The following is a 26,421-nucleotide window of genomic DNA, read 5'->3' as shown; positions in this document are numbered from 1 at the left end:
CTTACCAATCGTCAATCTTTCGTTAAGGAGGTGATCCAGCCGCAGGTTCCCCTACGGCTACCTTGTTACGACTTCACCCCAGTCATCGGCCACACCGTGGTAAGCGTCCTCCTTGCGGTTAGACTACCTACTTCTGGTGCAACAAATTCCCATGGTGTGACGGGCGGTGTGTACAAGGCCCGGGAACGTATTCACCGCGGCATTCTGATCCGCGATTACTAGCGATTCCGACTTCATGGAGTCGAGTTGCAGACTCCAATCCGGACTACGATCGGCTTTTTGAGATTAGCATCCTATCGCTAGGTAGCAACCCTTTGTACCGACCATTGTAGCACGTGTGTAGCCCTGGTCGTAAGGGCCATGATGACTTGACGTCGTCCCCGCCTTCCTCCAGTTTGTCACTGGCAGTATCCTTAAAGTTCCCGGCTTAACCCGCTGGCAAATAAGGAAAAGGGTTGCGCTCGTTGCGGGACTTAACCCAACATCTCACGACACGAGCTGACGACAGCCATGCAGCACCTGTATGTAAGTTCCCGAAGGCACCAATCCATCTCTGGAAAGTTCTTACTATGTCAAGACCAGGTAAGGTTCTTCGCGTTGCATCGAATTAAACCACATGCTCCACCGCTTGTGCGGGCCCCCGTCAATTCATTTGAGTTTTAGTCTTGCGACCGTACTCCCCAGGCGGTCTACTTATCGCGTTAGCTGCGCCACTAAAGCCTCAAAGGCCCCAACGGCTAGTAGACATCGTTTACGGCATGGACTACCAGGGTATCTAATCCTGTTTGCTCCCCATGCTTTCGTACCTCAGCGTCAGTATTAGGCCAGATGGCTGCCTTCGCCATCGGTATTCCTCCAGATCTCTACGCATTTCACCGCTACACCTGGAATTCTACCATCCTCTCCCATACTCTAGCTTCCCAGTATCGAATGCAATTCCTAAGTTAAGCTCAGGGATTTCACATCCGACTTAAGAAGCCGCCTACGCACGCTTTACGCCCAGTAAATCCGATTAACGCTCGCACCCTCTGTATTACCGCGGCTGCTGGCACAGAGTTAGCCGGTGCTTATTCTGCGAGTAACGTCCACTATCCTAGAGTATTAATCCAAGTAGCCTCCTCCTCGCTTAAAGTGCTTTACAACCAAAAGGCCTTCTTCACACACGCGGCATGGCTGGATCAGGGTTCCCCCCATTGTCCAATATTCCCCACTGCTGCCTCCCGTAGGAGTCTGGGCCGTGTCTCAGTCCCAGTGTGGCGGATCATCCTCTCAGACCCGCTACAGATCGTCGCCTTGGTAGGCCTTTACCCCACCAACTAGCTAATCTGACTTAGGCTCATCTATTAGCGCAAGGTCCGAAGATCCCCTGCTTTCCCCCGTAGGGCGTATGCGGTATTAGCATTCCTTTCGGAATGTTGTCCCCCACTAATAGGCAGATTCCTAAGCATTACTCACCCGTCCGCCGCTAGGTCAGGTAGCAAGCTACCTTTCCCCGCTCGACTTGCATGTGTTAAGCCTGCCGCCAGCGTTCAATCTGAGCCATGATCAAACTCTTCAGTTAAAAATCATTAGTAGCTTATGGCTACAAATCTTGGCTCATCAATTTTCTGACAAATATTTCTCAAATAAACTTCGAGTAATTTTTACCATTCAATCAATGAAATATTTTCGATCGATCAATCAGTAAAAATCCACACAAGTTGTTCTTCATAATCTCTTAATGATCTTCTTACTGATTCGTCATCAGCAAGCTAGGTCGGCTATACTACTCTCTTTCAAGAAGAAGTCAACTGGTTTTGTTAATTATTTTTAAACTTATTCAAGACTTCCAGATTCTACCACTTGGGCTAAATCCTTGTTTCTTAACAAGTTTTAATCAACATCACCGCCGATGGATGTGCATTCTACAGCATTTCACACCCCTTGCAATACCTTTTCTCAATAAATATTTCTGCATGTTTATTTTTCAAACTCATAAAAATATAAGTCACTGTTATTTATGTAAAATATTTTTTAATAAATTTATCTACTTCCTAGTTAGCGCCATAAACCGCACCATCACATTCGCACAAATTAAACTTAATAGACTTCTTGCGTTAGTCAAATTTTAAGTAGCCGAAAGCTATATTTTATGAGGTTTTAGCCAATTCAAAAAATAGATAAAACTATACTTTCGCAAGAGGTCTAATATATTAGACTTCCGTCATAAATCAAAAAACGTACAATTTATTTGATCTTAAATTAATCAGCAAAATTATTTAATTCAAGAGATAATCCTTGAATGAAATTCAAAGATATTCAAAAATTATCAGACGTTAAGTTTCGTAGGCTTACCGGTGTTAGTTGGGCTACATTTACCCTCATGTTGGCCGAGCTAAATAAGCATTTACCTCGTCATATTGGTAAAGGACGACCGCATAAATTACCGTTGGAAGATCGTTTGCTCTTATGTATAGAATATTGGAGAGAATATCGAACATTTTTCCATCTTGGTATGAGTTACGGTGTATCTGAAACGAGTGCAATTCGTATCACACGTTTTATTGAAGATACCTTAATCGGTTCTGGAAAATTTAACTTGCCAAAACAACTTCCTAATCGAGATGAAGTGGATTGGGAAGTTGTTGTGATTGATGCAACTGAAATATTAGTTCAACGTCCAAAAAAAACAGAAGAAATGGTATAGCGGTAAAAAAAAGCGACATACCTTTAAATTTCAGTTATCTATGCACTATACAACAGGTGAAATACTGAGTGTATGTGGAAGTCATGGAAGCATGCATGATTTTAAAATATTTAAAAAAAGCATGAGGAAATTAAAATTTAAGCCCTTTTTTATCGTTGATAAGGGTTATTTAGGAATAAAGAAATTGGGTTTTGGATGCCTCATGCCATCTAAAGCAAAGAAAACTGAAAAACTAGATTCTGAATTAAAAAAGTTAAATAGAGAGATTGGTCGTAGACGAATTCAAGTAGAGCATGTATTTGGAAGGATGAAATGTTTTAAGATTTTATCTTGTGTATATAGAAATCGTCGTAAAAGATTAAATCTGCGGTTTAATTTACTTGCTGGCATATACAATTTAGATTGGGTGAAAGATAAACAATTAAATTGATTGAAAAATGATTTATGAAGGAAGTCTATTGTTTTAATTAATTTAAATAAAAATAAATCAAAATAATATTTAAATATTTTATCTAAATCGCTGTTTCTTTCTACTTTTTATGGTGAATATCTACTCACAATGCTGTTTTCTCAGTCAATTTCTATCTTAAAACAAAAACAGCCATTCTATTTCTAGAATGGCTGTTTCCGATCATCTCAATATATTTAGAACTTCATACTGATACGCGCCCAATAATTACGTCCAATATTATTGAATTGCTCTGTTCCCACTTGACCATCTAAACCAACACCCAACTTATTTAAATGTTCGGTATAGGTTTTATCGAGGACATTGTCTATGCCTACAGCAAAATCAACATCATTCCTTACCTTATACGTCGCATTTAATGCAAGTGTGCTAAAACCTTTGCTCTCACCAATGTCATAACCGACAATATTACCTTTATTCAGGTTAATACGATCTTGTTTCGCCACTGCACGCCACAATAAACCTAGAGAATATTTGTCTTGTACATATCTTAAATTGAAACGCCCTTCCAAAGGTGCAATCTGAGGAAGTGGGTCATTATTATCCGTAATTTCACCCCATGCATACATGGTACTCATATCCGCTTGAATTGCATCGGTAAATTGGTAGCCAATACCTGCTTCTGCACCAGCGATCATCGCATCCACATTTTTAGCACCTGCGCTAAATGAAGAACCATGACTATGTCCGCCCATTCCTGTGGTTGGGTGATTATGATAACTCAATAAAATAAAGTCGTTCACTAAACCTGCATAAGCAGATGTCCATAAACTCAACGCACCATGCTCATATTGATAACCCATATCTAACTGTAAAGTTTTTTCAGTATCAAGGTCGTTAAATGTAGGCTTCGACATACCTGTATTGCCATGTGCTGTACTGAATAATTCCCAATAATCAGGCACTCGTTCTACATATCCCAAACCAATATAAGATTTAGCATTATGCTCAGAGTATTGATTTTCCAAACGAATAAATGCACTCGGTAGCGTTTCTTTACGTTCATCATTCAGCTGTAAGGCATCAATTTTAACTTGGTCAATTCGTGCGCCAGTAACCAATTTATAGGCATCATTAAATTGGTAAGTAAGTTCACCAAAAGCACCATAAGAATGAAACTTCATATTGGTGGCTAATGGCATATTCATCATCATAGATTTCATACTTCCAGCATGATGATTTTGCTGAGAATCAATTCCAGTAATCAGACTTAATTTATCCCATTCACTGGTCATCGCTAAACGTGAATTCAACGTACGGCGTGTAACTTGCATTTCAGATGGATTCGGTACCATCTGATGCGTTGTCATATCGTGAGTCATGGGTGGGGTGCGTAAGCTAAAATTATCCATCACATGATCGTTATAGCTATAGTTAATTTGCCCTTCGATCTTTTTAATCACATCGGTTAGGTTTTTCTTTTCAAATCTTAAACCCAAACTTTCACGAGCAAACTGTGAACCATCCATGCTACGACCAGCATATTCGGCCTCACCATCTGCTTTTCCACCTGTAAGTTCAATCCAAGTGTCTTCATCGGGTGTCCAGCCTAGTGCTAAATCTGTATTCCAACGTTTCCAAGCAGATGGAACCGTATTGCCATCGCCATCTTCATAACTATTCGATTCAGAATGATTGGCATTTAGACGAATATATTTTTTCTCATCCCCTACCGCTGTTTCAATATTATGATCTAGACGACCAAACGAACCGATTAAAACACTGGCTTGCCCAAGATAGTTTTTATCATTGGATAATTGCGGTTTTTTCCGTTCAAAAATAACAGTTGCTGCTGAACCTGTATTGGCATATTGAACTGTTTGTGGACCTTTCACGACAGAAATACGATCGTAACTTTCAGGTTGAATATAAGACGTCGGTGCGTCCATACGTGCTGGACAAGCACCTAAGTTTTCAGTGCCATCAGATAAAATTTTAATCCGTGATCCAAACATGCCTCGGAAGGTTACATCTCCGTTGGTTCCGCCGCTTTTAATTGAACTAAAACCCGGAATACTTTGTAAATAATCTGCGCCATCGGTTGCAGGAACAGGTTGGATCGGTTGCTTTGGATCGGCATGAAGAATTAAACCATTTGCGTCATGATCTAATTGTGCATTTACCACGATCGGCGCTAGACGTGTCGTAGAATGCTCCAGTTGAGCAGCAAAACTCACTGTAGAAAAACAAGCAAGGGAAATCGCAGCCGCAAGAGGCTGTAAAAAGAATGTAGGCTGAGCCATTTTTATTCTCACTGAATCTATAAATACAACTAGGCTAGAGTCCATTAAGACCCGAAAAATATATGTCTAGGTTTATACAAACAGTGGCGGTGCTCGCCCTTGAGGCAGTAAGAAGAGTTGTTGCAGTGCAAACCAAACATGCGCAAAGGCTTTTTGAAATGCAACTAAACGGATTTGAATACGGTCAAGTACCGCTTTCAACTCTAAATCAGGCGGCAGCACGAGATTGCCATATACCGTACAGTATTGGCATTGATGACTTGCATCATGATGATTGTGTTCAGCAGGTTGTGAACTGAGTTCATGCTGAGCCTGCATTTCATGATGATGTGTGGAATGCTTTTCAGCATGAGAACTGAGTTGTTCAACTGGTTTGAGTAAAAGCGCACGCGAAATGGTTTCACAGACCGGCGCAATTTGATATTGCGTCGGTAGTAAAGGCTGTAAAAAAACAGCAATCTGTAAAAACACGGCTACACAAGACAGTAGCAACGCAGCTCTAAAAAACAATCCATTCCATCCGAATTGGGAACGCGGCCAGTATAACAAAGCCCAATCGAAATTGGGCTCACTTTAAAGATGATTTTTAAGCAAAAAAACTTAACCGCGTTTTACAGCTACTTTGTCTTTTTGGCGCTGACGAGTCAATTTTTCCACTTTTTCACGTGCGCGTTGACGCTTCAGTGGTGACAAATAGTCGACGAACAATTTGCCATTTAAGTGATCCATTTCATGTTGAATGCAAACAGCGAGAAGTTCGTCAGCTTCGATCTCAAATGCTTGACCTTCAAGGTTAATTGCTTCGATCTTTACGCGTGACGGGCGCTCAACTTTGTCGTATATTTGGGGAACTGATAGGCAGCCTTCTTCATAGGGCTGCGTTTCTTCAGTCAATGGGGTAACTTTGGGGTTAATGAATACCAAAGGTTGATCTTTATGTTCAGATAAGTCCATGACAATCAACTGAATATGACGATCAACTTGTGTCGCGGCAAGTCCAATGCCTGGCGCTTCATACATGGTTTCAAACATATCTGCAGCCAGCTGACGAATTTCATCAGTAACTTCTTCGACGGGTTCTGCAATGGTACGAAGACGGGGATCAGGAAAACTTAAAATAGGTAATAAGGCCATACTGCGTCCTCAATTATGCCATTGATCAAAAAACCAAATGAAGGGAATGCTTGATCAAAAAAATGTGTGTAATATCGTTATTATAACGCAACTACATACATAATTTTAGGAATTATGATAATGAAAAAGGTTTTTATGGGCATGCCATCTTTTAGTGCCTTGGGGTTTAAGCAACACATGTTAGCACTTGCGGTTTGTCTAAGTGTTGGCGCTGGCGTCATTTCAACAGCTCAAGCTGCGCCTACACGAAATTACAATCCACCTGCTTTAAAAGCCAATGCACCGAATGTTTATGTGGTGAAAAAAGGCGATACCCTGTGGGATATTTCTAAACGTTTTCTAAATAATCCTGTGCGTTGGCCTGAAATTTGGGCCAGCAATAGACACGTCAAAAATCCGCATTGGATTTTCCCAGGTGACCGCTTACTGATGTGTACTCATGAAGGCCGTCCAATTATTGGTAAAGACGAAGGTGATGGCTGTGAAGGGATTATTCGTCGTTATACAGGCGGCACTAAACTTCAACCTCAAGCACGCGTTGAGTCTTTAAACAATGCCATTCCTGTCATTCCACTGGAATACATTAAAAACTGGCTTGAACACAGCACTATTCTTTCAGAGGAATCTTTGGAAGGTACACCGTATATCGTTGGTGCTGCCGATCAGCGTGTGATTGCAGGTAAAGGTCAAACCGTTTATGCACGTGGCCAAGGCATTGAAGCCGGTCAACGCTACGCGATTTACCGTGAAGGCGAACCGTACATTGTGACGGATGCAGAGGGTAAAAAACAAAATCTAGGTCTAGAATTGACTCAGGTTGCTTCAGCCATTGCCATTCGTGGTGAAAATGACATGTCTACTTTAGAAATCACAGATTCGTATAATTCTGAAGTACGTCGTGGTTATCGCGTACTGCCTGAATACGACGACATGCTTCCAACCTTGTTCTACCCAACACATGCACAAGATGTGACTGAGGGTGGACAAGTGATTCGTGTTCAAGGTTCGATTGGTCTAGCTGCAAAGCATTCAGTTGTGACGATTGACCGTGGCACAGTGGATGGCGTTCAATCGGGTTATGTGTTCTCGGTTAGTCAAAAAGGTCAAGAAATTCGTGATCCGAAAACCAATGAAAAACTGACCCTTCCAACGGAGCGTATCGGCAACATCATGGTATTTAAAACCTTTGACCGTGTCAGCTATGCTTATGTGCTCGACAGCGAACTACCAATGAACTTGGGCGCGAAACTTTCTCCCTCTGTAGTGGATGAATAATCCGTTGCCTTAAGGTGTATATATGCTGAACTCTTTATCACATGAACAGATTGCAACAATCACCCTGTGGTATTTGGTTCAGCATTCTTTATCGAGCTTTCAAAAACTACAGCAGCATTTTGGCACAAGCACAAAAGCTGTTGCTGCCTCCAACCTTCAGATCTGGCCAAATCTTGGCTTACACAAAAGCCATCTACAACGTATCGCAGAAATCCAAACACCTGCTGGCCAAATCAAATTACAAACTTTACTGCAGGACGTCCAAGCCAGCTGTGATTTTATTTTGCTTGATACTGAAAGTCATTATCCTTCGCAGCTGCTGCCCTATGCTGACCGGCCACCGATTTTATTTGGTCAAGGTAATCCACAAAGTTTACTCCAACCTCAAGTTGCTATCGTCGGCAGTCGAAAACCCAGTCCACACGGCAAACAAGTGGCTTATGACTTTGCCTATTACCTCGCCGAAAAGGGCTTTTATATTTGCAGTGGTTTGGCTGAAGGCATTGATGCAGCGGCACATCAGGGCGGCTTAAAATATCAACGTACCATTGCAGTGATGGGCACGGGCTTAGATCTCACTTACCCTTCCCAACATCAAGCCCTGCGTACGCAAATATTAGAAAATAATGGCTGTATCATTACTGAATTTTTACCACATACACCGCCTTTACAGCATAATTTTCCACGGCGCAACCGCATCGTCAGTGCATTGAGTTTAGGGGTTGTGGTTGCAGAAGCCGCACTCAAAAGTGGCTCTCTTGGCACAGCCAAATCTGCTGCTGAACAAGGCAAGATAATTTTTGCGATTCCCGGTCATATTTATAGTGAACATCATCAAGGTTGTCATCAACTAATCCGAGAAGGGGCGATTTTGGTTGATCATCCTGAGCAAATCATTGAAGACTTGGCACTCCCCACTCAATGGCATAGCCAATCCCAGTCACAAGAAACCGCCCCAAGTGCTAGTATTGAGATCCCATCTGATTTACTCAAACTTTATAATCAACTGGATTGGGTGGGACAAAATATGGATCAACTTAATTCCAAACTTAACACCGATATTGCCACACTCACTAGCCAGTTAATGGAACTGGAGATTTTGGGGCTCGCACAACAACAGGCTGGCAATTATCTGCGTTGCCGTTCCAGCCAATAAGGTTCACAATAACCCTTTATGAACCAATAAAAGGTACAAAGTGTAATGATTACCACCTCTGTGACTGAAGCGGCGCAATGTTTAAAACAAGGTCAAGTTTTAGCATATCCAACAGAAGCAGTATGGGGTTTAGGCTGTGATCCGTATAACGAACAGGCCTTTCTAGATATTTTGCAGATTAAGCAACGCCCGATTGAAAAAGGGGTAATTTTACTGGCTGGGCAAATTGCTCAAGCTGAACCGCTTTTAGAACATTTAGATCCCCACATCCGTCAACAAGTGATCGACAGCTGGAGCGATCGCAGTCCATCAGAACGCGCAACCACGTGGTTGTTACCTGCAAATGAACATATTCCAACATGGATTAAAGGCAATCACCCTAAAGTTGCTGTACGGGTAACCACACATCCGATTTGTGTGGCGCTTTGCAATGCTTTTCAAGGCTTTATTGTCTCCACCAGTGCCAACCCCGCTGGATTATCACCTGCCCGTTCACTACAAGATGCCAACCACTACTTTGCCCAACAGGTCAATTATCTGAATGGTGACCTAGGCTTGAGCCAAGAACCGAGTCGCATACTCGATGCCGAAACTGGCGCAGTGATTCGTGCTTAAAAGCGTGCTCTTTCTCAGGATTTTTACTGAAAAATAGACAAAAAAAAGCTCAGCCATATAGGGATGGCTGAGCATAAAAAAGGATGTGTAATCACATCCAGAGGGTCTGAAAACTGATGAGCAAACACTTAATAGCCGTTTTGACATTGGCCTAAGTTTGCAGTGCGCGTATTATGTAGCAAATTGCTTTTCTAAACAAATAGATTTTTTATATTAAAAACAGCGTTAAAACGCTGATTAATGAAGATAATTAAATTATAATTCAAATTATCTACCTATTTTTAATCAGCTTTTGCATACATTAAATACATTCACTATCTAAAATAGCATTAATAAATCAACTTATTAATGAATTATTCTATTAAAAAAATAATTTAAATGGTCGATTTTTAGCCAAAATCAATCCATCGAGTTTGCTAAAGGTGGCGTTTTTAATGCTGTTTTACGCTGTGCAAGTAAAATACCACAGATAATGACCACTCCACCGACCGTATGATAAACCGTCCACGCCTCTTTCAACCAGACATAGGCAATCACTGCGGTAAAGACTGGCATCAAGTTCATGAAAATACTGGTTCGATTCGGCCCTAAATGGGTAATGGCCAACATCCATAGTAAAGGGGCAACTAAGGAAGGGAAAATGCTGGCATACATAACACTTGCCGCATTTTGACTATTGATTGAATCGAGACCGAAATAGGCAATAAAAGGTAAATGGTAAAGCAGTGCAAAAAAGATCTGTACATAGAGGCTCAGCATCAAGGGAATTTGCAATTGCCACTTTTTCAAAAACACCCCATAAAAGGCATAGAAGAATACCGCAACCACCATCAGGACATCTCCCAAATGACCACCCGATTGAACTAAGCCCGCAAGATTGCCCTGCCCAATGATATAAACCAAACCTGCAAAAGATAAAATACTACCAATCATCGCAAAACGATTTGGAATATCTTTTAAAATCAGCAGTGAAACAAAAATGGTGAAGATCGGAATAAAGGCATTAATCAATCCCATATTGGTCGCAGTCGTATAGTGCGCTGCGGTGTAGGCTAAGCCCTGATACAACACCAGACCAAATGCACTTAGCACTGCCAACTGACCCAAATGCACTCGAATTAATGCCCACTGCCGACATAAAGGTCGCACGACAAAAGGTGTTAACAGAATGAAGGCAAAGAACCACCGATAAAAACTAATACTGACTGGCGAAATGAAATCAGCTACATAACGCGTAACGACAATATTGATCGACCAAATGAGTACGGCAATGATAGGGAGACTCAAAGCCCAATACATACGTTGTGTTGTGGTACTCATTCTTTTTCCCGTTTAGCTTTTGTTTGCAAAATTTAAATGAATGGTAAAACATTTTTACGATTTATTCGAATATCATTTGGGTATCACACATAATTGATACATTTATCTTAAAATATAAAATTCATAAAAAACATATTATTAAGATAATATAAAACTATACATTTCAACAAATTGATGCATTTCAGCAGCTTCACTCTACAAAAACACCATAGAACAATGTCAACGATCTCTGCATCGTATTGATGCTGTTCTAGCGAACGTATTTTTTAATTGATTGGTCATTGCTCTTATAGACTTTGGCCTACAAAAACATATTTCCCGATAGAAGGATGTCGTTATGAAAAAGTTACTTTTAACCACAGTTTGTATGGCCACACTTACTTTGGCTGCGTGCGAAAAAAAAGGAACTGAGCCAGCCGTTGAACAAACGACGTCTGCATCTGAAGCGACCTCAACCGAAGCAACCACTATCGTTGCTAATCATAGCAATAACAATATTGCCGATATTCAAGCCGATTTGTTAGCCGTACAAACGCTATCGAATGCCAAAGCTCAAGAAGCCGCCGCGTTTCAAAAAGAAGTGAGTGCAACCTTAGAAAAAAAGGATCCCGCTCAAATTAAAGCAATGGTTGAAAAAACAGAAACCTATGTGAAGCAATTTAATGATGAATTAGATGCCTTAACCTTAAAAAGTGCTGAAGTAGATGCTTTACGTGAAAAAATGCAGGATGCCAATGATCTGGGTGTAGAGCTCACCAAAGAAAGTACAGATGCAACGCCAGATAGTGCGAAAATCACCGAACTACAAAACAAAGCAACTGAGTTGCAGAAATCGATCATTGCTGACGTAACGGCTTTGGAAGCTAAAGTCAAAGCGGCTCCAGCATCTTAATGACCTCCCCACCCTTTAAAGCAAGCCTTGGCTTGCTTTTTTGTTGCGATCAATCCGCAAATGGGCGTGACTTTGTCGAACGCTTCCAACACAATAAAATGCACATCGTATAAGGACACGCAAATGAGCACTTCGATTTATAATATTCCTGTCAAAACCATTCAGGGCGAAGACATCAACTTAAACCAATACCAAGGTAAAGTTCTCTTGGTTGTGAATGTGGCATCTAAATGCGGCCTCACACCGCAGTACGAAGGCTTAGAAAAACTCTATCAAGACAAAAAATCACAGGGTTTAGAGATTCTAGGTTTTCCTGCCAACAATTTCTTGGCACAAGAACCGGGTTCAGATGCTGAAATTCAAGAATTCTGCTCCTTAAACTATCAAGTAGATTTCCCGCTTTTTTCAAAAATCTCGGTCGCAGGGGATGATAAGCATCCGTTATATGAAACGCTCACCCACGCGGTGCCTGAACGCATTGGTGAAGGGCCTTGGTGGAAAGACTTGGTGGACTATGGTTTAACACCGAATGAACCACCTGAAGTGCTGTGGAACTTCGAGAAATTCTTAATCAATAAAAATGGCGAAGTGGTTGCGCGTTTTGCACCGGACATTACGGCCAATGATCCGCGTATTGTCGATGCCATCAATGCCGAATTGGCCAAATAAGCCTGAAGCTGTTTATAAGCAGTCGAATTTAACGGCTGCTTATATTTTTATTTTTTTAAATGAGTAATGACACTCGAATCGGTTCGATCTTCATGATTTCTTCTTTATTTTGATAATTTTACAACACTTCATTCACGATCAATCAAACACTTCACTCTATGATGCATCTATCCGCTCAAGACAACCCGAAGTGAAGCTCATGCATACCTTTATAAAAGCAGCTATTTTATCTATCTCAACCGCATTGATTGCCCTTCCTGCACTAGCAGCACCACAAGAACAACATCAGCAACATCACGCAGCTCAGTCACACGGACATTCGCAACAGCCCCCATCAAATGGACATCAACAACCAACTCAAACCACTGTAAAAAAAGTCAATCGTCCATCTCAAGACTGGAAAGCAGGTCAAAAACTCCCAAGCGCTTATCATAGCAATGCCTATAAAGTAGATCACCAAAAATACAAAAAACTCAGCAAACCGGCTAAAAACCAACAGTGGATTAAAGTGAATGGCGACTATGTACTGACAGACATTCGCAATCATTCCATTATTAAAATCATTGCTGGTTAAACTGCTGTAAATGAAGAGTGTTCAGGCACTCTTTTCGTATTTTAAAAAGTTTTGTTATGACTTTGAAACCCAGCATTTTATCTACACATTTTGCCCTTATATTAAAAAATACATAGCCCAATATTGATTTGATGATGAAAAAGCTTTTACAAAACTTAGTTCTTCCTTTTGCACTGTTTAGTTCAGGCATCCTACTCATTGGCTGTGAGCAAGCAACAGAGCCGAATCAGCAAGACATCCGGACTGAGACCTCTGAGCAAAACCAATCTGCGAGTACACAAAACCCTGACAAAGCTGAACTGAAAAGTGGCAACATGCTCTATATCGTGCGTGATGTGGCAGATATGCAATTGAAGGCAGGCGAATACGTCACTCAGCTGCAAGAAACCCAAAATGACTTGCAGACCGCAATTGAACAGCACGATCAGCAACAGTTGCAACAAGCCGCGACAGCTTTACAACAACAGCTTACAGGTTTCAATAATGCCTTGAATGGCCTGAATCTTAAAACCCAAGAAATCAATGATATCCGTGAAAAATTACTGTCTGCTAACCAACAAGTTTTAGCTTCGCCTTTTTTAAATGGACAAGTGGATTTTAGCCAAGTCGACTTTAAAAAGATACAACAGCAAATGGGCACGATCCAATCTGAAATGTTGAAACTGGCTTCAATGATGATTCCGCAACAAGCTGAGAATGATAGCTCAAACACAAACCAATCTTAAAACATGTAAATATTGGTGCTTTCAGCAATAGAGTAGGAGAAAATGACTACAACCGTTTTCTCCTACTTTGATTGAGGCACGATTTCACACATGCAGCTGATTATTTTTATGGGCATCCAAGCTTCGGGAAAATCGAGCTATTATCTGTTGAATTTGGCACATAGCCATTTGCGCATCAACCTCGACATGTTGAAAACACGGCATCGTGAAAAAATCATTTTTGAAGCAGGACTCGCCTCAAAAACCAAAATGGTAATTGATAATACCAACCCTACGCCAGCCGATCGTGCGCGTTATATTGCCAGTGCTCTGGCCGCAGGCTTTGAAATTGTAGGCTACCTCTTTGAGACTGAACTTAAAAGTGCGCTGCAACGCAACTGCCTACGTGAAGGCAAAGCCCGCATTCCTGAAGTCGGGATCAGAGCCACCGCTCAAAAACTTGAACCACCGCACTATGCTGAAGGCTTTGATGCACTGTATAAAGTTCGTATTCTCGGACAAGGTGAATTTTCAATTTTACCCATACAGATTTGAAGCTTTAATGAAAAAACATTAACTATTTCTCATTTTTAAGCTACCATGTACAAATAAGAAACACAGAAAAACATTTTTATAATGAAAAAAGTCATTCTTGTGATCGCCTGTTTAGCAATCATCGTCTTTGGCGGGATGCACTTTTTAATGCCTGAAAAAACCACGCCACACTTAACCCAGTTTTTTTCTAAAGAGCATAAAGAAGTTCAACGTATTCAGGACTGGCTCAAATACAAACAACAGCAGCAGTTACTTTTGGTAGATGTTACAAGCCCTGTCAGCCCCAAACAACAAGGCGCTTATGCTGAATACATCAAACAAAAAATTGAGTTCAACCGGCAAAATATTCAGCGCCTGCAGCTCAGCCGCTATCAAAGCAAAGCGTTTAAAGAGCTACAACAGCTCGAAATTCATGCGCTAGAACAATGGAATAACTTATTTCAAACGCATATTGTAGATGCCTTCATTGAACAGCAACATTTCACTGAAATTCCAGCCGAAGAATACCAACAATTTGATGCTGAAGCGCGCTATGCCTTACAAAAGCAAGAAGTTTTGGTTCTCGAACACTTACAACAATTGCTGCAACACAACAGCCCATATCTGTCTGACATCGATCATAGCCTACTCAGCGATTGGCTTTATTACCAACTGATGCAACATGAAATTCATCCAGTTATCTCTGAATGGTTGGAAGGCGAAACAGATATGCCTGATCGAAGCCGTCAAGATGCAATGCAAGACCTGAGACTATATAAGCGGTTTAACCCCAATACCGATGAATATAAGTACATCATATCACTCGAAACACAGCTTTGGCATGCCCAACACCCATCTTCAAATTTGCTTGCACAGCCGTCCAATACCATGTCCAATTCGGATATCGAAATCGATCCAGAGATTGTGATTCCTGAAGATAAACCTCAAGTTGAGCAAATCAAAAAGTTGATTGAGACTCAACACAATAGCGTTAGCCGCATGATTTTTAGCCAATTGCGTCAAAGCTTTTTGCAATAAATTTAAAATAATGCTTTGAGCTCACACCTCATCAAAACGAAGACTGTTCCTGAGTTTTGCTCTGTGCTAACCATTCTTTAAAAGCCTTTTGCATGGCGTGACGCTCATATGGCTTGGCTGAACGTGCTTCCATCATTGAAAAATCACCCTTATAAGCTGCGTCAATCATGGCTTTGGTCAGCTCCTGAATACTCGCGCGACCCCGATGTTCATATTGTAATATTTCTTCTGAAGTCAATACCAAGTCCCAACACGACACCACTGAGCTCATGTCGACTGCAATACTCAGATAATAATGCTCAAAATCTTGGTAAAGTTCCCAAAAGTGGGATTCATGCGCAATCAGGTTCATCTTCATCTTCGCTTACAGAGAAGCTTTCAAAATATAACTTCTGTTGAATAAAAGATATGCAACTTTAGATAGCTATGTCCTTGCTTAACGAAATATATCAAGCATAGGAGCATTGATTCAGATGAATTTTAAAAATTGTGTATTCAAAATATTCTACAAGCCAACATACAGTTAAAAGACGAAGCACTATCATGCAAAACAAAGATTGCATGTATGCAGCAGACCAATCCAGTCCATTTGAACAATGACAACTAAGAAACCAACAAACTCATCATGAAATAAGCAATTGACGCATTTTTATCAACAGACATAAAAAAAGCCACCTTTCGGTGGCTTTTTTTAATCTCAAACCGTCTCTTATTGAGCGCGGTTTTTGATTTTGCGGATGGTTTCCAACTGAGCAGCAGTTTCTGCGAGAGCAGCCAAAGCAGCAGCCGAGTCCAAATCGCTCTTTTGATTTGCAAGCAATTGTTCAGCGTGTTTACGCGCTTCAAGAATTGCTGCTTCATCTAAGTTTTCTGCACGGACTGCAGTATCTGCAAGAACCGTAACAACATGCGGTTGAACTTCTAGAACACCACCAGATACATAGATTAACTCTTCTGTACCGTTTTCAAGCAGAACACGGATTGTACCCGGCTTGAGTAAAGTTACTAGTGGCGCGTGACCAGGCATAATACCTAATTCACCACCAGCACCTTTAGCAATTAGCATCGTTACAGCGCCAGAGTACAAAGACTCTTGAACACTTACAACATCACACTGCATAGTCGACATGAGAATCTCCTAAATTAGGTAACTAATTAAAGTTTCTCAGCTTTAGCAATTACTTCGTCAATACCACCAACCATATAGAACGCTTGTTCTGGAATGTGGTCATATTCACCAGCTAAAAGACCTTTAAAGCCACGAATCGTTTCTTTAAGCGGTACAAGTTTACCAGGAGCACCAGTAAACACTTCAGCTACGTGGAACGGTTGAGAGAAGAAACGTTGGATTTTACGCGCACGGTAAACAGTCAACTTATCTTCTTCTGCAAGTTCGTCCATACCAAGAATCGCGATGATGTCTTTCAATTCTTTATAACGTTGAAGAACGTTTTGAACTGAACGAGCGATCTCGTAATGCTCAGCACCCACTACGAGTGGATCTAACTGACGTGAAGTTGAGTCAAGTGGATCGATCGCTGGGTAAATACCAGAAGATGCGATGTCACGGCTCAATACTACAGTTGCATCTAAGTGAGCAAACGTAGTTGCAGGCGATGGATCTGTTAAGTCATCGGCAGGTACGTATACCGCTTGAATTGACGTAATCGAACCAGACTTAGTCGATGTAATACGTTCTTGAAGAACACCCATCTCTTCTGCAAGTGTCGGTTGGTAACCTACTGCAGATGGCATACGACCTAGAAGTGCTGATACTTCAGTACCTGCTAGTGTATAACGGTAGATGTTATCTACGAACAATAGTACGTCACGGCCTTTGCCGTTTTCGTCTTTCTCGTCACGGAAGTACTCAGCCATGGTCAAACCAGTCAACGCTACGCGTAAACGGTTACCCGGTGGCTCGTTCATCTGACCGTAGACCATTGCTACTTTGTCTAGAACGTTTGAGTCTTTCATCTCGTGATAGAAGTCGTTACCTTCACGAGTACGCTCACCAACACCAGCGAACACAGATAAACCTGAGTGCGCTTTAGCGATGTTGTTGATCAACTCCATCATGTTTACAGTTTTACCAACACCGGCACCACCGAACAGACCAACTTTACCACCTTTAGCGAACGGGCATAGTAAGTCGATGACTTTAATACCAGTTTCTAAAAGGTCAGTAGAAGCTGCTTGTTCAGCATAAGAAGGTGCTTGACGGTGAATCGGCAAACGCGCTTCAGTCGCAACTGGACCAGCTTCGTCGATTGGGCGACCAAGAACGTCCATGATACGACCCAAAGTCGCTGTACCCACTGGTACAGAGATTGGTGCGTTAGTATTCGTTACGTTCAAACCACGCTTAAGGCCTTCAGTAGAACCCATTGCAATAGTACGAACTACGCCATCACCAAGTTGTTGCTGAACTTCTAATGTAGTTTCAGTGCCATCAACGTGGAGAGCGTCATAGATCTTAGGAACGCTGTTACGTTCAAACTCGACGTCGATAACCGCGCCGATGATCTGAATGATACGACCGCTACTCATTGCTGTCTCCTCAATTCAAAATAATGTTAAACGGCAGCGGCACCACCAACGATCTCAGAAATTTCCTGAGTAATCGCGGCTTGACGCAGCTTGTTATAAATAAGTTGTAGGCTCTTGATCAAATCACCTGCGTTGTCCGTTGCAGCTTTCATTGCAACCATACGAGCTGACTGCTCACACGCGATGTTTTCGATCACGCCTTGATATACCACAGACTCGATATAACGAACCAATAAGCCATTTAAAAGCTCTTTAGCTTCAGGCTCATAGAGATAGTCCCAACCGTATTGACGGTTAAGGGTCTTGTTTTCTTCAGCAGTTGCTAAAGGAACAAGTTGTTCGATTTTTTGATTTTGAGTCATGGCATTGACAAAGCCGTTTGACACAAGATAAATACGATCTAACTCGCCTTTATCAAATGCGTCTAACATCACCTGTACAGAACCAGATAACTGTTCAAGGCTTGGTGTATCACCGACATTTGTCGTAGCACCCAGCACTTTACCGCCGTAGTTTTTAAAAAACGAAACCGCTTTTTGACCAATTAAAGCAAATTGAACTTCAATTGACTGCTCTTGTTGCTGTTGTACGTGTTTAACCACTTTTTTGAACAAGTTAATGTTCAAACCACCAGCAAGGCCGCGATCTGAAGACACAATGATATAGCCAACGCGCTTTACAGGGCGTTCAACCATATAACGGTGTTTGTATTCAGGATTCGCTTGAACCAAGTGAGCAATTACACGGTGCATATTTTCGGCATACGGACGGCCTTGAGCCATGCGCTCTTGCGCACGACGCATCTTAGAAGCTGCTACCATCTGCATCGCGCGAGTAATTTTCTGCGTGCTTTTGATACTAGCTACTTTGGCGCGAATTTCTTTTAAATTTGCCATACGCTTAACCTAGTATTCGAAGGCCCTTTCGAGCCCTCGAAGGTTGATCCGTGAACCAAACCAAAACTAAATCCAACTGAAGTTGAAATTAGTAAGTTTGAGTCGCTTTAAAGCTTTCAATACCTGCTTTGATTGCAGCTTCGATGTCTTTGTTGTAATCACCAGTTTCATCGATGTTTTGCATTAACGCAGCATTTTCTGAACGGAAGTAAGAGATTAACGCAGCATCAAAGTCTACGATTTTCTTCACTTCAACGTCAGCCATGTAGCCTTCGTTAGATGCATAAATTGAAACAGCTTGGTCAGCAATTGAATATGGAGCATATTGTTTTTGCTTCATTAATTCAGTTACACGTTGACCATGTTCAAGTTGCTTACGAGTTGCTTCATCAAGGTCAGAAGCGAACTGAGCAAACGCTGCCAATTCACGGTATTGCGCCAAAGCAGTACGGATACCACCAGACAATTTTTTGATGATCTTAGTCTGCGCTGAACCACCAACACGAGATACAGAGATACCCGCGTTCACAGCAGGACGAATACCTGCGTTGAATAATGATGTTTCAAGGAAGATCTGACCGTCAGTGATCGAAATTACGTTCGTTGGTACGAATGCAGATACGTCACCCGCTTGAGTTTCAATGATTGGTAATGCAGTTAATGAACCAGTTTGGCCTTTAACTTCACCATTCGTGAATTTCTCAACGTAGTCAGCAGAAACGCGCGAAGCACGCTCAAGAAGACGAGAGTGAAGATAGAATACGTCACCTGGATACGCTTCACGACCTGGTGGACGACGTAATAACAATGAAATTTGACGGTAAGCAACAGCTTGCTTAGACAAATCATCATAAATGATTAGTGCATCTTCACCGCGGTCACGGAAGTATTCACCCATTGTACAACCAGAGTATGGAGCCAAGTACAACATTGCTGCTGGATCGGCTGCAGCTGCTGCTACAACAGTGGTATACGCCATAGCGCCAGTTTCTTCTAGCTTGCGCACAACGTTAGCAATAGTCGATTGTTTTTGACCAATAGCTACGTATACACATTTAATGCCAGAGTTTTTCTGAGCGATGATCGCATCGATCGCCATCGCTGTTTTACCAGTTTGACGGTCACCAATGATCAACTCACGCTGACCACGGCCTACAGGGATCATTGTATCTACTGATTTATAACCAGTTTGTACAGGTTGATCCACTGATTGACGCCAAATTACGCCTGGTGCTACTTTTTCAACAGCATCAGTTAATTTTGCATCAATTGGGCCTTTACCATCAATTGGGTTACCCAAAGCATCTACTACACGGCCTAAAAGTTCTGGACCAACCGGAACTTCTAATACACGACCTGTGCAACGTGCTTTTTGACCTTCTTGAAGGCTTAAGTAGTTACCTAAAACAACGACGCCCACTGAATCCTGTTCTAGGTTCAGTGCCATACCGTATAAGCCGCCGTCGAATTCGATCATTTCACCGTACATTGCATCAGCAAGGCCGTGAATACGCACAATACCGTCGGAAACCATAACAATGGTCCCTTCGTTTTTAGCGGTCGCGCTGGTGTCCAGATCGCCGATACGCTGTTTAATGAGCGCACTGATCTCGGATGGATTCAGTTGTTGCATTGCGCTATACCTCAATCTTTTTAAAGTTCAGTCTTCATATGCAATTAAGCAAGAAGACGAGTCCGCATTTTTTCTAGCTTGTTAAGCGCAGAATCATCTATCACTTGGTCGCCTGCACGAATAACAACACCAGCAATAAGCTCTGGTTTAACTTCTACAGAAACATTTACCGCAGCTTCGAATTTTTTCTCTAAAGCATGTGCAAGTAATTGTTCTTGTACAGAAGTCAATGGGAATGCAGATTCAATCACTACATCCACAGTATTGTTATTCTGTGATTTGAGCTGCTCGTATTCAGCAGAAATTTCAGGAAGAAGCACCAAACGGTTGTTTTCAGCAAGCAATGTCAAAAAGTTTGACACTGCTGCAGTTTGGTCTTCGCCTAATACTTTTGCAAAAAGACTTACCTGCTCAGCAGGAGTAAGCTCAGGGCGAGTTAAGAAAGCTGAAAATGCTTCGTCTTGCACCGCAGCACTGAGCAAGTTCAATGCAGATGACCAAGAGTCAGTTGCATTTTGCTCAGAAGCGTAAGCAAATGCTGCTTTAGCGTACGGGCGTGCCAACGTCAAGAGTTCAGCCATAATCCGCCTCTCTTAAAGTTTAGCAGCCAGCTGAGTCAGCATGGCATTGTGAGCTTCAGCATCAACTTTTTGGCTAAGAATTTTCTCAGCACCTGTTACTGCAAGATCAGCAACTTGTTGACGTAATTCTTCACGAGCAGAATTGATTTCTGTATCAACAGCTTCTTTTGCTTGTTGACGAATACGCTCACCTTCAGCTGACGCTTGAGTACGAGCTTCTTCTACCAATTGTGCACCGCGACGGTTCGCTTGTTCGATCAATTGAGCCGCTTGCGCTTTCGCTGCATCTAATTCAGCTTTCACTTGAGCTTGCGCATCCGCAAGATCAGCTTTTGCTTTTTCAGCAGCGTTTAAGCCATCAGCGATTTTACGCTGACGCTCACTAATCGCATTGATTAGTGGTGGCCATACAAATTTCATGCAGAATGCGACAAACATCGCAAATGCAATCGCTTGGCCAATCAATGTGAGGTTGATATTCATTGCTATTCCTCAATAGTTTAATTTAGGAATTAAGCTGATTAACCTACAAATGGATTAGCAAAGATGAAGAACAAGCCAATACCAACACCGATCATAGGCACAGCATCAAGAAGACCCGCGATTAAGAACATACGAGTTTGAAGTTGTGGAGCCAATTCTGGTTGACGTGCAACAGCTTCAAGGAAGCGACCGCCTAAAAGACCAAAACCAATCGCAGTACCTAAAGCACCAAAAGCGATCAAGATAGCAGATGCAATTGCAACTAGACCTAAAGTGAGTTCCATGATAATTCCTCAGAGGTTAGGTTTATACCAAATTAAATTAAAAAATTGTGCGCCCAACCATCCAGTGATAGTTGGGCATTACCATTAATGCTTTTCGCTTGCCATGCTCAAGTATACGATAGTCAGCATCATAAAGATGAATGCTTGTAGCGTGATAACAAGAATGTGGAAGATCGCCCAAGGCACAGACAACGCCCATTGGATCCAGAACGGTAATAATGCGATAAGGATGAAGATTAACTCACCTGCATACATGTTACCGAACAGTCGTAGAGCCAATGAAACTGGACGTGCAAGGAATGTTACTAATTCAAGAATTAAGTTCACTGGAATCAATAACGCTTTTGCAACTGGGTTACTTGGGTTAAATGGGTTAAGTGCTAATTCGCCAACGAAACCACCAATCCCCTTTTCTCGAATACTGTAGAACAAGATCAGTACAAATACAGATAAAGACATACCTAGGGTAATGTTTGGATCTGTAGAAGGTACAACCTTGAAGTAGACGTGATGAGGATCCATACCAAATACACTTGCACCAATCAGTTGAGCTGTATACGGAATAAAGTCAACTGGGATTAAGTCCATTGCGTTCATGAGGAAAATCCACACGAAAATGGTCAATGCAAGTGGCGCAATTAAGCGTGATTTGCCATGGAAAGTGTCGCGAACACTTGAGTCCACAAACTCAATGATCATTTCAATTGCAGACTGGAACTTGGTTGGAACACCAGAGTTTGCAGCTTTCGCTACGCACCAGAACAACAAACAGAAAATCACACCAAGAGTGATAGACCAACCCATTGAATCCAAGTGAATAGCAGTGAACCCCATCTGTTGAGCTTCTTCAGCAGTCTCAGCCAACTTCCATGAACCGTCTGGCATTTTGCCATAAGTCATATTCGTCAAGTGATGCTTGATATACTCGGTCGAAGTAAGGGCATGTTCTTCAGCAGCCATAAATCACACCTGGTCAATGTCAAATACAAATAGAGAGAACGAACATCGCGTGCTGCTTGATATCTCGTCCATCTCCTAAAAAACTTTTCAATTTTTTGTAGTGCTTATTAAACTCGTTTTTGTTGACGCGACACCCAAAATGGAGCAACCCACGTCATGGTTTGAACGAGCATAAAACCACAAAACAATGCCACCGCTGACAACGGTTTGACATTGCTTAAAATTAAAATGAAACCAACAATCACAATTGCAAACTTACCCATCATGCCTTTATACATGTTCGCAAGAACTTGTTTAGAAGCGCGAGCTCCTGCTGCTCGAAACGACTGCCATGAAAAATAGCAAGTCGCAAGCCAACACACGAGCGCACCTAATGCTGCACTCAGGGCTGCGGTTGAGTCTTTCACGACCCAGCCGATCAAGGCTGAAACAGGAATCATACATGCTTGTAAGAGGACTAAAGCTTTCGCTAATCGTCGGTCAATCAAGCGACTAGTTCGGCTCATTATTTATTCACTCACAACAATCATGCTTGACAAGTTTAGCTGATGATTATTTTTAATCGCAGGCATTATAGAGTTACACCCCTGAACATGCAATCTTTTCCCGACCTAAGTCGAGTTTTTTTCTATGTTTAAATTGCTTTTAAACTAATCAATTATTGTTTAATTTTTGCGTTACTTTCGCGCATTTAGCACACATTTATGCACATGTTCGGCCAATTGCTTCCACGCGCTGACAAAATCCCCTGCCCCAGTCATGCTTTCATCAACCGCTTGGAAAACCAATGGGTTCAACTTTTGATATTGTGCTTGACTCGCATGCACTTCAGCCAAAAGGCACATCTTTGAATAAGGGCGACTGTCATTTAAGTATTTGATTTGCGCAACCGTAGGCGCAATATGTGGGTCGTCTGTCAATGCGCCTGCAAAGCGTAAATTTAAAGGTCGCTCTAAGTATTGATAGGCATCATGAAAAGACCAATATGGGCGCGCTTGGGTACTTTGACTATATATAGCTGAAGCTTGCAACATTTTCTGAGCAAAGAGTTTGGCATTGTTCCAGTAGCGCTCCTTATACTCAGGCATCTGCTGTGAACGCAGGCCTGCAATAAAGAAACCAATGCGTACCGCATTGTTTGGGTCAAGCCAAACATGGGTATCGATGGTATTTTTTAAGGCATCACCACGGGTATTTCGTAGTGGTAAAGCATTGATAATGCCTGAATCTAAAATAGAAACTGCTTTATCATTGGGGGTCAGGAGTTTATCCAGCGGTGCTTCATGTGCTCGTCCCAACCAAATAACCAAACCTGCATCCTGAATAATTTTACGATGCATTGGGGTCAAACTCACATCATGTCCAGATTGATCGGCCAATAATAAGGTTGGTTTTTCAATGCCTTTCGTCACTTCCTGTGCAATCAAGTAAATCGGCTGTGTAGAGACAACCAAGTCTTGCGTCCAAGCAACACTACTAAACAGCGCAAACGCAAAAAAAGCCAAGAAACGGGACATGGGGAGCAATCACTAGAAATACAATTAGTGTTATAATATAACAAATCGACAAAAATACCTATGCCTAATCGAAACTCTCTGCGCTTCATGTTAAGATTTAATGTCGTTTTTCTTTTATAAATTTTGCACTTGAGGTTTGTTATGAGCGCTTGTTCTCACGAACACCACCATGCTTTACATGATGTGCATGGTCATCACAACGTTGAGACGCGTTTGGCTGAAGCAGAAGTCTTGTGCGCAGGAACTGGTGCGCGCCTAACCCCCTTAAGAAAAGAAGTCTTGGCACTGATCCTGAATGCGACAGGCCCGATGGGTGCGTATGACTTGTTGGCTAAAATTAAAAGCAATGCCGATCGCCCTGCTGCCCCACCGACGGTGTACCGCACCCTAGACTTTTTATTAGAAAAGGGCCTCATTCACCGCCTCACCTCGATTAATGCCTATATTCCGTGTTGCCATCCCCGCGAAGGCCATCAAGCCGCCTTTCTCATTTGTACTGATTGCAAATCAGTGACAGAGGCCTCTGCTCAGGGATTATTACAACAACTCGATGCACTTTCCGCAGCCGATGGTTTTACGGCACAACATAGCATTATCGAAATTTCAGGAATTTGTCAGCAGTGTCGCCACAAGTAAGCCTCGATCCTGTTCTGGTTGAACTCTCCCAAATTAGTGTTCGTATCGATGAACGCGACATTTTAAAGCATGTCGATTTTGTCTTACATGAACGGGAAATTGTGACCCTGATTGGGCCAAATGGTGCAGGGAAATCCACACTCATTAAAGTGCTGTTGGGTATTGTGCACCCTAATGCTGGCGACATTAAAACAACAAAGCCACTCAAGTTTTCTTATGTACCACAAAAATTTAATCCCTCACATAGCCTACCACTTAGGGTTAAAGACCTTTTGGCTTTGGAAAAATGCGATCCTGTAATCAAGCAAGAAATTATCCACGATACTGGGATCAGCAGACTTGAAAACTCTAAAGTACAGCAGCTTTCAGGTGGAGAACGACAACGCGTTTTACTGGCCCGTGCGCTGTTACGTCAACCCGATATTTTGGTTCTCGATGAACCGATGCAGGGCTTAGACATTCAGTCTGAGGCTGAGCTGTACGACTATGTGCGCAGCTTACCCGCCAAATATGGTTGTGCTGTGCTCATGGTTTCACATGATTTGCAGTGGGTCATGCAAGGAACTCATCGTGTGGTGTGTTTGAATAAACACATTTGTTGTAGCGGCCTACCTGAAAACGTGCAACAACACCCTGAGTATCAAGCCATTTTTGGTACTAACCGCGTGTTCTATCAACATCATCATGATCACTGCGCACATGGTGATAGTGCAACGCCTTGTCAGCATGACGCTCGCCCACACATTCACCCTGAACCGGAAGCTTAAGTCATGATGGAATGGTTACAACTGCTATTACCTGCATGGATTATGGGTACGTTGCTGGTCTTTTTGACTGCGCCACTGGGCTGTTTGATGCTATGGCGCCGCATGTCATTCTTTGCCGACACCATGGCACATGGCACGTTACTGGGTGTCGCGATTGCAGGAGCAATGGCGTTGCCCCTGTGGATGGGTGTAGCTTTTATTGCGGGGTTGTTGGTGGCAATCCTTTGGGTGTTGCATGATCCACGTTTACCAAATGATGCATTACTCGCACTCTGTTCTGCGACCTTGCTCTGCTCGGGTCTGATGTTTATTCAACACATTCCAAGTTTAAGACCTGAGTTACTCAGCTATTTATTTGGTGATTTACTCACGATCACATGGGCAGACCTACCCATTTTTGCTACTGTTATTGTTGTTGCATTGGCAGTGCTTTATAAAAGTTGGCAGGCTCAAATTCAAATCGCGATCGATCCTGATATGGCTGTTAGTGAAGGTGTCAGTGCGAAATGGCAACGCTTGATTTTTATGTTACTACTGGCTTTATTTACCATTTTAGCGCTTCGTGCAGTGGGTTCTTTACTGATGGGTGCCTTGCTTGTCATTCCAGCACTCACCGCTCGACTGCTTGCCCACTCTCCAAAACAAATGGTGATTTGGGCCTTTGTGATTGCGCAAATTGGGGTGACGGTTGGTTTATGGTCCAGTGCAGGACTGAATACCTCTACAGGGCTCAGCATTGTTTTAACCATGTCGACTCTGTTTGCGTTGATTTTTATCGCGCAGAAGTTTAAAAAATTGACATAAC

Annotated in this window: 28 protein-coding genes, 1 rRNA gene and 1 pseudogene; 14 read left to right on the top strand and 16 right to left on the bottom strand. The window is 42.2% G+C overall.

What is annotated here, in order from left to right; all coding sequences use genetic code 11:
* Window positions 1-23: 23 nt before the first annotated feature.
* A 16S ribosomal RNA gene (locus AC4CVD_RS00555) occupies window positions 24-1,561 on the bottom strand.
* An 801-nt stretch (window positions 1,562-2,362) separates the two neighbouring features.
* Between AC4CVD_RS00555 and AC4CVD_RS00550 the strand changes: the two genes are divergently transcribed.
* Both AC4CVD_RS00550 and AC4CVD_RS00545 read left to right on the top strand, forming a co-directional pair.
* Window positions 2,363-2,686, top strand: coding sequence for a helix-turn-helix domain-containing protein (locus AC4CVD_RS00550; RefSeq protein WP_020753140.1), 324 nt, complete (start codon window positions 2,363-2,365; stop codon window positions 2,684-2,686).
* A gap of 37 nt (window positions 2,687-2,723) precedes the next feature.
* Window positions 2,724-3,116: pseudogene (locus AC4CVD_RS00545) on the top strand (transposase family protein); the annotation flags it as partial.
* A gap of 215 nt (window positions 3,117-3,331) precedes the next feature.
* Here the strand turns inward: AC4CVD_RS00545 and AC4CVD_RS00540 are convergent.
* From AC4CVD_RS00540 to def, 3 genes are all read right to left on the bottom strand, one after another.
* Window positions 3,332-5,398, bottom strand: coding sequence for a TonB-dependent copper receptor (locus AC4CVD_RS00540; protein WP_114837734.1), 2,067 nt, complete (start codon window positions 5,396-5,398; stop codon window positions 3,332-3,334).
* 72 nt (window positions 5,399-5,470) lie between these two features.
* Window positions 5,471-5,908: a DUF2946 family protein gene (locus tag AC4CVD_RS00535; RefSeq protein ID WP_114837735.1), complete on the bottom strand. Its 438-nt coding sequence runs from the start codon at window positions 5,906-5,908 to the stop codon at window positions 5,471-5,473.
* 90 nt (window positions 5,909-5,998) lie between these two features.
* A complete protein-coding gene (gene def, locus AC4CVD_RS00530) occupies window positions 5,999-6,532 on the bottom strand; it encodes a peptide deformylase (protein ID WP_004684452.1) in 534 nt (177 codons plus the stop codon).
* A gap of 120 nt (window positions 6,533-6,652) precedes the next feature.
* Here def and AC4CVD_RS00525 point away from each other — a divergent pair, with 120 nt between their 5' ends.
* Genes AC4CVD_RS00525 through tsaC form a run of 3 tightly spaced genes read left to right on the top strand, consistent with a single transcriptional unit; the run spans window position 6,653 to window position 9,578 of the window.
* Window positions 6,653-7,807 (top strand): LysM peptidoglycan-binding domain-containing protein, encoded by a 1,155-nt coding sequence (locus tag AC4CVD_RS00525; RefSeq protein WP_490751695.1) that lies wholly within the window; start codon window positions 6,653-6,655, stop codon window positions 7,805-7,807.
* A gap of 22 nt (window positions 7,808-7,829) precedes the next feature.
* The gene (dprA, locus tag AC4CVD_RS00520) at window positions 7,830-8,963 is read left to right on the top strand and encodes a DNA-processing protein DprA (RefSeq protein WP_114837737.1); all 1,134 of its coding nucleotides are present in this window, start codon (window positions 7,830-7,832) and stop codon (window positions 8,961-8,963) included.
* Window positions 8,964-9,008: 45 nt separating this feature from the next.
* Window positions 9,009-9,578, top strand: a complete 570-nt coding sequence (gene tsaC, locus AC4CVD_RS00515; protein WP_490751693.1) for an L-threonylcarbamoyladenylate synthase type 1 TsaC — start codon at window positions 9,009-9,011, stop codon at window positions 9,576-9,578.
* 399 nt (window positions 9,579-9,977) lie between these two features.
* On the opposite strand, the gene AC4CVD_RS00510 is transcribed toward tsaC, so the two are convergent.
* Window positions 9,978-10,898: a DMT family transporter gene (locus tag AC4CVD_RS00510; RefSeq protein ID WP_114837739.1), complete on the bottom strand. Its 921-nt coding sequence runs from the start codon at window positions 10,896-10,898 to the stop codon at window positions 9,978-9,980.
* Window positions 10,899-11,235: 337 nt separating this feature from the next.
* On the opposite strand from AC4CVD_RS00510, the gene AC4CVD_RS00505 reads away from it, so the two are divergent.
* The 6 genes from AC4CVD_RS00505 (at window position 11,236) to AC4CVD_RS00480 (ending at window position 15,309) form a co-directional block, all read left to right on the top strand.
* Window positions 11,236-11,790 carry a PM1805 family lipoprotein gene (locus tag AC4CVD_RS00505; RefSeq protein WP_114837740.1) on the top strand — a complete coding sequence of 185 codons (555 nt, stop codon included), beginning with the start codon at window positions 11,236-11,238 and terminating at the stop codon, window positions 11,788-11,790.
* A 123-nt stretch (window positions 11,791-11,913) separates the two neighbouring features.
* Entirely contained in the window at window positions 11,914-12,459 is a 546-nt protein-coding gene (locus tag AC4CVD_RS00500) for a glutathione peroxidase (protein WP_114837741.1), read from the top strand.
* Window positions 12,460-12,658: 199 nt separating this feature from the next.
* Entirely contained in the window at window positions 12,659-13,033 is a 375-nt protein-coding gene (locus AC4CVD_RS00495) for an RcnB family protein (RefSeq protein ID WP_419277458.1), read from the top strand.
* A gap of 134 nt (window positions 13,034-13,167) precedes the next feature.
* Entirely contained in the window at window positions 13,168-13,758 is a 591-nt protein-coding gene (locus AC4CVD_RS00490; RefSeq protein WP_490751689.1) for a PM1805 family lipoprotein, read from the top strand.
* A 90-nt stretch (window positions 13,759-13,848) separates the two neighbouring features.
* Window positions 13,849-14,292 carry an AAA family ATPase gene (locus tag AC4CVD_RS00485; protein WP_419277459.1) on the top strand — a complete coding sequence of 148 codons (444 nt, stop codon included), beginning with the start codon at window positions 13,849-13,851 and terminating at the stop codon, window positions 14,290-14,292.
* An 81-nt stretch (window positions 14,293-14,373) separates the two neighbouring features.
* Entirely contained in the window at window positions 14,374-15,309 is a 936-nt protein-coding gene (locus AC4CVD_RS00480) for a hypothetical protein (protein WP_490751687.1), read from the top strand.
* A gap of 31 nt (window positions 15,310-15,340) precedes the next feature.
* On the opposite strand, the gene AC4CVD_RS00475 is transcribed toward AC4CVD_RS00480, so the two are convergent.
* The 11 genes from AC4CVD_RS00475 to AC4CVD_RS00425 form a co-directional block, all read right to left on the bottom strand.
* Window positions 15,341-15,661 (bottom strand): hypothetical protein, encoded by a 321-nt coding sequence (locus AC4CVD_RS00475; RefSeq protein ID WP_490751685.1) that lies wholly within the window; start codon window positions 15,659-15,661, stop codon window positions 15,341-15,343.
* A gap of 357 nt (window positions 15,662-16,018) precedes the next feature.
* Window positions 16,019-16,438, bottom strand: coding sequence for a F0F1 ATP synthase subunit epsilon (locus tag AC4CVD_RS00470; protein WP_004684427.1), 420 nt, complete (start codon window positions 16,436-16,438; stop codon window positions 16,019-16,021).
* Window positions 16,439-16,464: 26 nt separating this feature from the next.
* Complete coding sequence (gene atpD, locus AC4CVD_RS00465; RefSeq protein WP_004684425.1) at window positions 16,465-17,859, bottom strand: F0F1 ATP synthase subunit beta; 1,395 nt, start codon at window positions 17,857-17,859, stop codon at window positions 16,465-16,467.
* Window positions 17,860-17,885: 26 nt separating this feature from the next.
* The gene (gene atpG / locus AC4CVD_RS00460; protein ID WP_490751683.1) at window positions 17,886-18,755 is read right to left on the bottom strand and encodes a F0F1 ATP synthase subunit gamma; all 870 of its coding nucleotides are present in this window, start codon (window positions 18,753-18,755) and stop codon (window positions 17,886-17,888) included.
* An 88-nt stretch (window positions 18,756-18,843) separates the two neighbouring features.
* Window positions 18,844-20,388 carry a F0F1 ATP synthase subunit alpha gene (gene atpA / locus AC4CVD_RS00455; RefSeq protein WP_004684423.1) on the bottom strand — a complete coding sequence of 515 codons (1,545 nt, stop codon included), beginning with the start codon at window positions 20,386-20,388 and terminating at the stop codon, window positions 18,844-18,846.
* Window positions 20,389-20,432: 44 nt separating this feature from the next.
* On the bottom strand, window positions 20,433-20,969 hold the full coding sequence (locus tag AC4CVD_RS00450; RefSeq protein ID WP_004684422.1) for a F0F1 ATP synthase subunit delta: 537 nt from the start codon (window positions 20,967-20,969) through the stop codon (window positions 20,433-20,435).
* 12 nt (window positions 20,970-20,981) lie between these two features.
* Window positions 20,982-21,452 carry a F0F1 ATP synthase subunit B gene (locus AC4CVD_RS00445; RefSeq protein WP_004684420.1) on the bottom strand — a complete coding sequence of 157 codons (471 nt, stop codon included), beginning with the start codon at window positions 21,450-21,452 and terminating at the stop codon, window positions 20,982-20,984.
* A gap of 38 nt (window positions 21,453-21,490) precedes the next feature.
* The gene (atpE, locus tag AC4CVD_RS00440; RefSeq protein ID WP_000424060.1) at window positions 21,491-21,736 is read right to left on the bottom strand and encodes a F0F1 ATP synthase subunit C; all 246 of its coding nucleotides are present in this window, start codon (window positions 21,734-21,736) and stop codon (window positions 21,491-21,493) included.
* Between the two features lie 84 nt (window positions 21,737-21,820).
* On the bottom strand, window positions 21,821-22,696 hold the full coding sequence (gene atpB, locus AC4CVD_RS00435; protein ID WP_004684418.1) for a F0F1 ATP synthase subunit A: 876 nt from the start codon (window positions 22,694-22,696) through the stop codon (window positions 21,821-21,823).
* Between the two features lie 107 nt (window positions 22,697-22,803).
* Entirely contained in the window at window positions 22,804-23,202 is a 399-nt protein-coding gene (locus AC4CVD_RS00430; RefSeq protein WP_004684416.1) for an ATP synthase subunit I, read from the bottom strand.
* Between the two features lie 171 nt (window positions 23,203-23,373).
* Window positions 23,374-24,213 carry a metal ABC transporter solute-binding protein, Zn/Mn family gene (locus tag AC4CVD_RS00425; protein WP_005401893.1) on the bottom strand — a complete coding sequence of 280 codons (840 nt, stop codon included), beginning with the start codon at window positions 24,211-24,213 and terminating at the stop codon, window positions 23,374-23,376.
* A gap of 141 nt (window positions 24,214-24,354) precedes the next feature.
* Here AC4CVD_RS00425 and AC4CVD_RS00420 point away from each other — a divergent pair, with 141 nt between their 5' ends.
* The 3 genes from AC4CVD_RS00420 to znuB are packed head-to-tail and all read left to right on the top strand — an operon-like array spanning window position 24,355 to window position 26,420.
* On the top strand, window positions 24,355-24,849 hold the full coding sequence (locus tag AC4CVD_RS00420) for a transcriptional repressor (RefSeq protein WP_004684412.1): 495 nt from the start codon (window positions 24,355-24,357) through the stop codon (window positions 24,847-24,849).
* Window positions 24,834-25,616 (top strand): zinc ABC transporter ATP-binding protein ZnuC, encoded by a 783-nt coding sequence (gene znuC / locus AC4CVD_RS00415; protein WP_005401894.1) that lies wholly within the window; start codon window positions 24,834-24,836, stop codon window positions 25,614-25,616. The genes AC4CVD_RS00420 and znuC overlap by 16 nt, the downstream gene beginning before the upstream one ends.
* Window positions 25,617-25,619: 3 nt before the next feature.
* A complete protein-coding gene (znuB, locus tag AC4CVD_RS00410) occupies window positions 25,620-26,420 on the top strand; it encodes a zinc ABC transporter permease subunit ZnuB (RefSeq protein ID WP_005401895.1) in 801 nt (266 codons plus the stop codon).
* The last annotated feature ends 1 nt before the right edge of the window (window position 26,421 follow it).

The sequence above is a fragment of the Acinetobacter sp. LipI_23 genome (genome assembly GCF_058243045.1).
The sequence above is the reverse complement of the archived record's forward strand: the minus strand, read 5'-3'. Positions and strand labels throughout refer to the sequence as shown.

What these genes read in the sequence shown, in the direction of transcription:
- dprA (WP_114837737.1), top strand. Translation starts at nt 7,830, where the DNA reads ATGCTGAACTCTTTATCACATGAACAGATTGCAACAATCACCCTGTGG.
- AC4CVD_RS00450 (WP_004684422.1), bottom strand. Translation starts at nt 20,969, where the DNA reads ATGGCTGAACTCTTGACGTTGGCACGCCCGTACGCTAAAGCAGCATTT.
- AC4CVD_RS00490 (WP_490751689.1), top strand. Translation starts at nt 13,168, where the DNA reads ATGAAAAAGCTTTTACAAAACTTAGTTCTTCCTTTTGCACTGTTTAGT.
- znuB (WP_005401895.1), top strand. Translation starts at nt 25,620, where the DNA reads ATGATGGAATGGTTACAACTGCTATTACCTGCATGGATTATGGGTACG.
- AC4CVD_RS00425 (WP_005401893.1), bottom strand. Translation starts at nt 24,213, where the DNA reads ATGTCCCGTTTCTTGGCTTTTTTTGCGTTTGCGCTGTTTAGTAGTGTT.
- tsaC (WP_490751693.1), top strand. Translation starts at nt 9,009, where the DNA reads ATGATTACCACCTCTGTGACTGAAGCGGCGCAATGTTTAAAACAAGGT.
- AC4CVD_RS00500 (WP_114837741.1), top strand. Translation starts at nt 11,914, where the DNA reads ATGAGCACTTCGATTTATAATATTCCTGTCAAAACCATTCAGGGCGAA.
- AC4CVD_RS00430 (WP_004684416.1), bottom strand. Translation starts at nt 23,202, where the DNA reads ATGAGCCGAACTAGTCGCTTGATTGACCGACGATTAGCGAAAGCTTTA.
- AC4CVD_RS00540 (WP_114837734.1), bottom strand. Translation starts at nt 5,398, where the DNA reads ATGGCTCAGCCTACATTCTTTTTACAGCCTCTTGCGGCTGCGATTTCC.
- def (WP_004684452.1), bottom strand. Translation starts at nt 6,532, where the DNA reads ATGGCCTTATTACCTATTTTAAGTTTTCCTGATCCCCGTCTTCGTACC.
- AC4CVD_RS00475 (WP_490751685.1), bottom strand. Translation starts at nt 15,661, where the DNA reads ATGAACCTGATTGCGCATGAATCCCACTTTTGGGAACTTTACCAAGAT.
- AC4CVD_RS00485 (WP_419277459.1), top strand. Translation starts at nt 13,849, where the DNA reads ATGCAGCTGATTATTTTTATGGGCATCCAAGCTTCGGGAAAATCGAGC.
- AC4CVD_RS00525 (WP_490751695.1), top strand. Translation starts at nt 6,653, where the DNA reads ATGAAAAAGGTTTTTATGGGCATGCCATCTTTTAGTGCCTTGGGGTTT.
- atpB (WP_004684418.1), bottom strand. Translation starts at nt 22,696, where the DNA reads ATGGCTGCTGAAGAACATGCCCTTACTTCGACCGAGTATATCAAGCAT.
- atpD (WP_004684425.1), bottom strand. Translation starts at nt 17,859, where the DNA reads ATGAGTAGCGGTCGTATCATTCAGATCATCGGCGCGGTTATCGACGTC.
- atpE (WP_000424060.1), bottom strand. Translation starts at nt 21,736, where the DNA reads ATGGAACTCACTTTAGGTCTAGTTGCAATTGCATCTGCTATCTTGATC.
- AC4CVD_RS00510 (WP_114837739.1), bottom strand. Translation starts at nt 10,898, where the DNA reads ATGAGTACCACAACACAACGTATGTATTGGGCTTTGAGTCTCCCTATC.
- AC4CVD_RS00445 (WP_004684420.1), bottom strand. Translation starts at nt 21,452, where the DNA reads ATGAATATCAACCTCACATTGATTGGCCAAGCGATTGCATTTGCGATG.
- AC4CVD_RS00495 (WP_419277458.1), top strand. Translation starts at nt 12,659, where the DNA reads ATGCATACCTTTATAAAAGCAGCTATTTTATCTATCTCAACCGCATTG.
- atpA (WP_004684423.1), bottom strand. Translation starts at nt 20,388, where the DNA reads ATGCAACAACTGAATCCATCCGAGATCAGTGCGCTCATTAAACAGCGT.
- atpG (WP_490751683.1), bottom strand. Translation starts at nt 18,755, where the DNA reads ATGGCAAATTTAAAAGAAATTCGCGCCAAAGTAGCTAGTATCAAAAGC.
- AC4CVD_RS00470 (WP_004684427.1), bottom strand. Translation starts at nt 16,438, where the DNA reads ATGTCGACTATGCAGTGTGATGTTGTAAGTGTTCAAGAGTCTTTGTAC.
- AC4CVD_RS00480 (WP_490751687.1), top strand. Translation starts at nt 14,374, where the DNA reads ATGAAAAAAGTCATTCTTGTGATCGCCTGTTTAGCAATCATCGTCTTT.
- AC4CVD_RS00420 (WP_004684412.1), top strand. Translation starts at nt 24,355, where the DNA reads ATGAGCGCTTGTTCTCACGAACACCACCATGCTTTACATGATGTGCAT.
- AC4CVD_RS00550 (WP_020753140.1), top strand. Translation starts at nt 2,363, where the DNA reads ATGTTGGCCGAGCTAAATAAGCATTTACCTCGTCATATTGGTAAAGGA.
- AC4CVD_RS00505 (WP_114837740.1), top strand. Translation starts at nt 11,236, where the DNA reads ATGAAAAAGTTACTTTTAACCACAGTTTGTATGGCCACACTTACTTTG.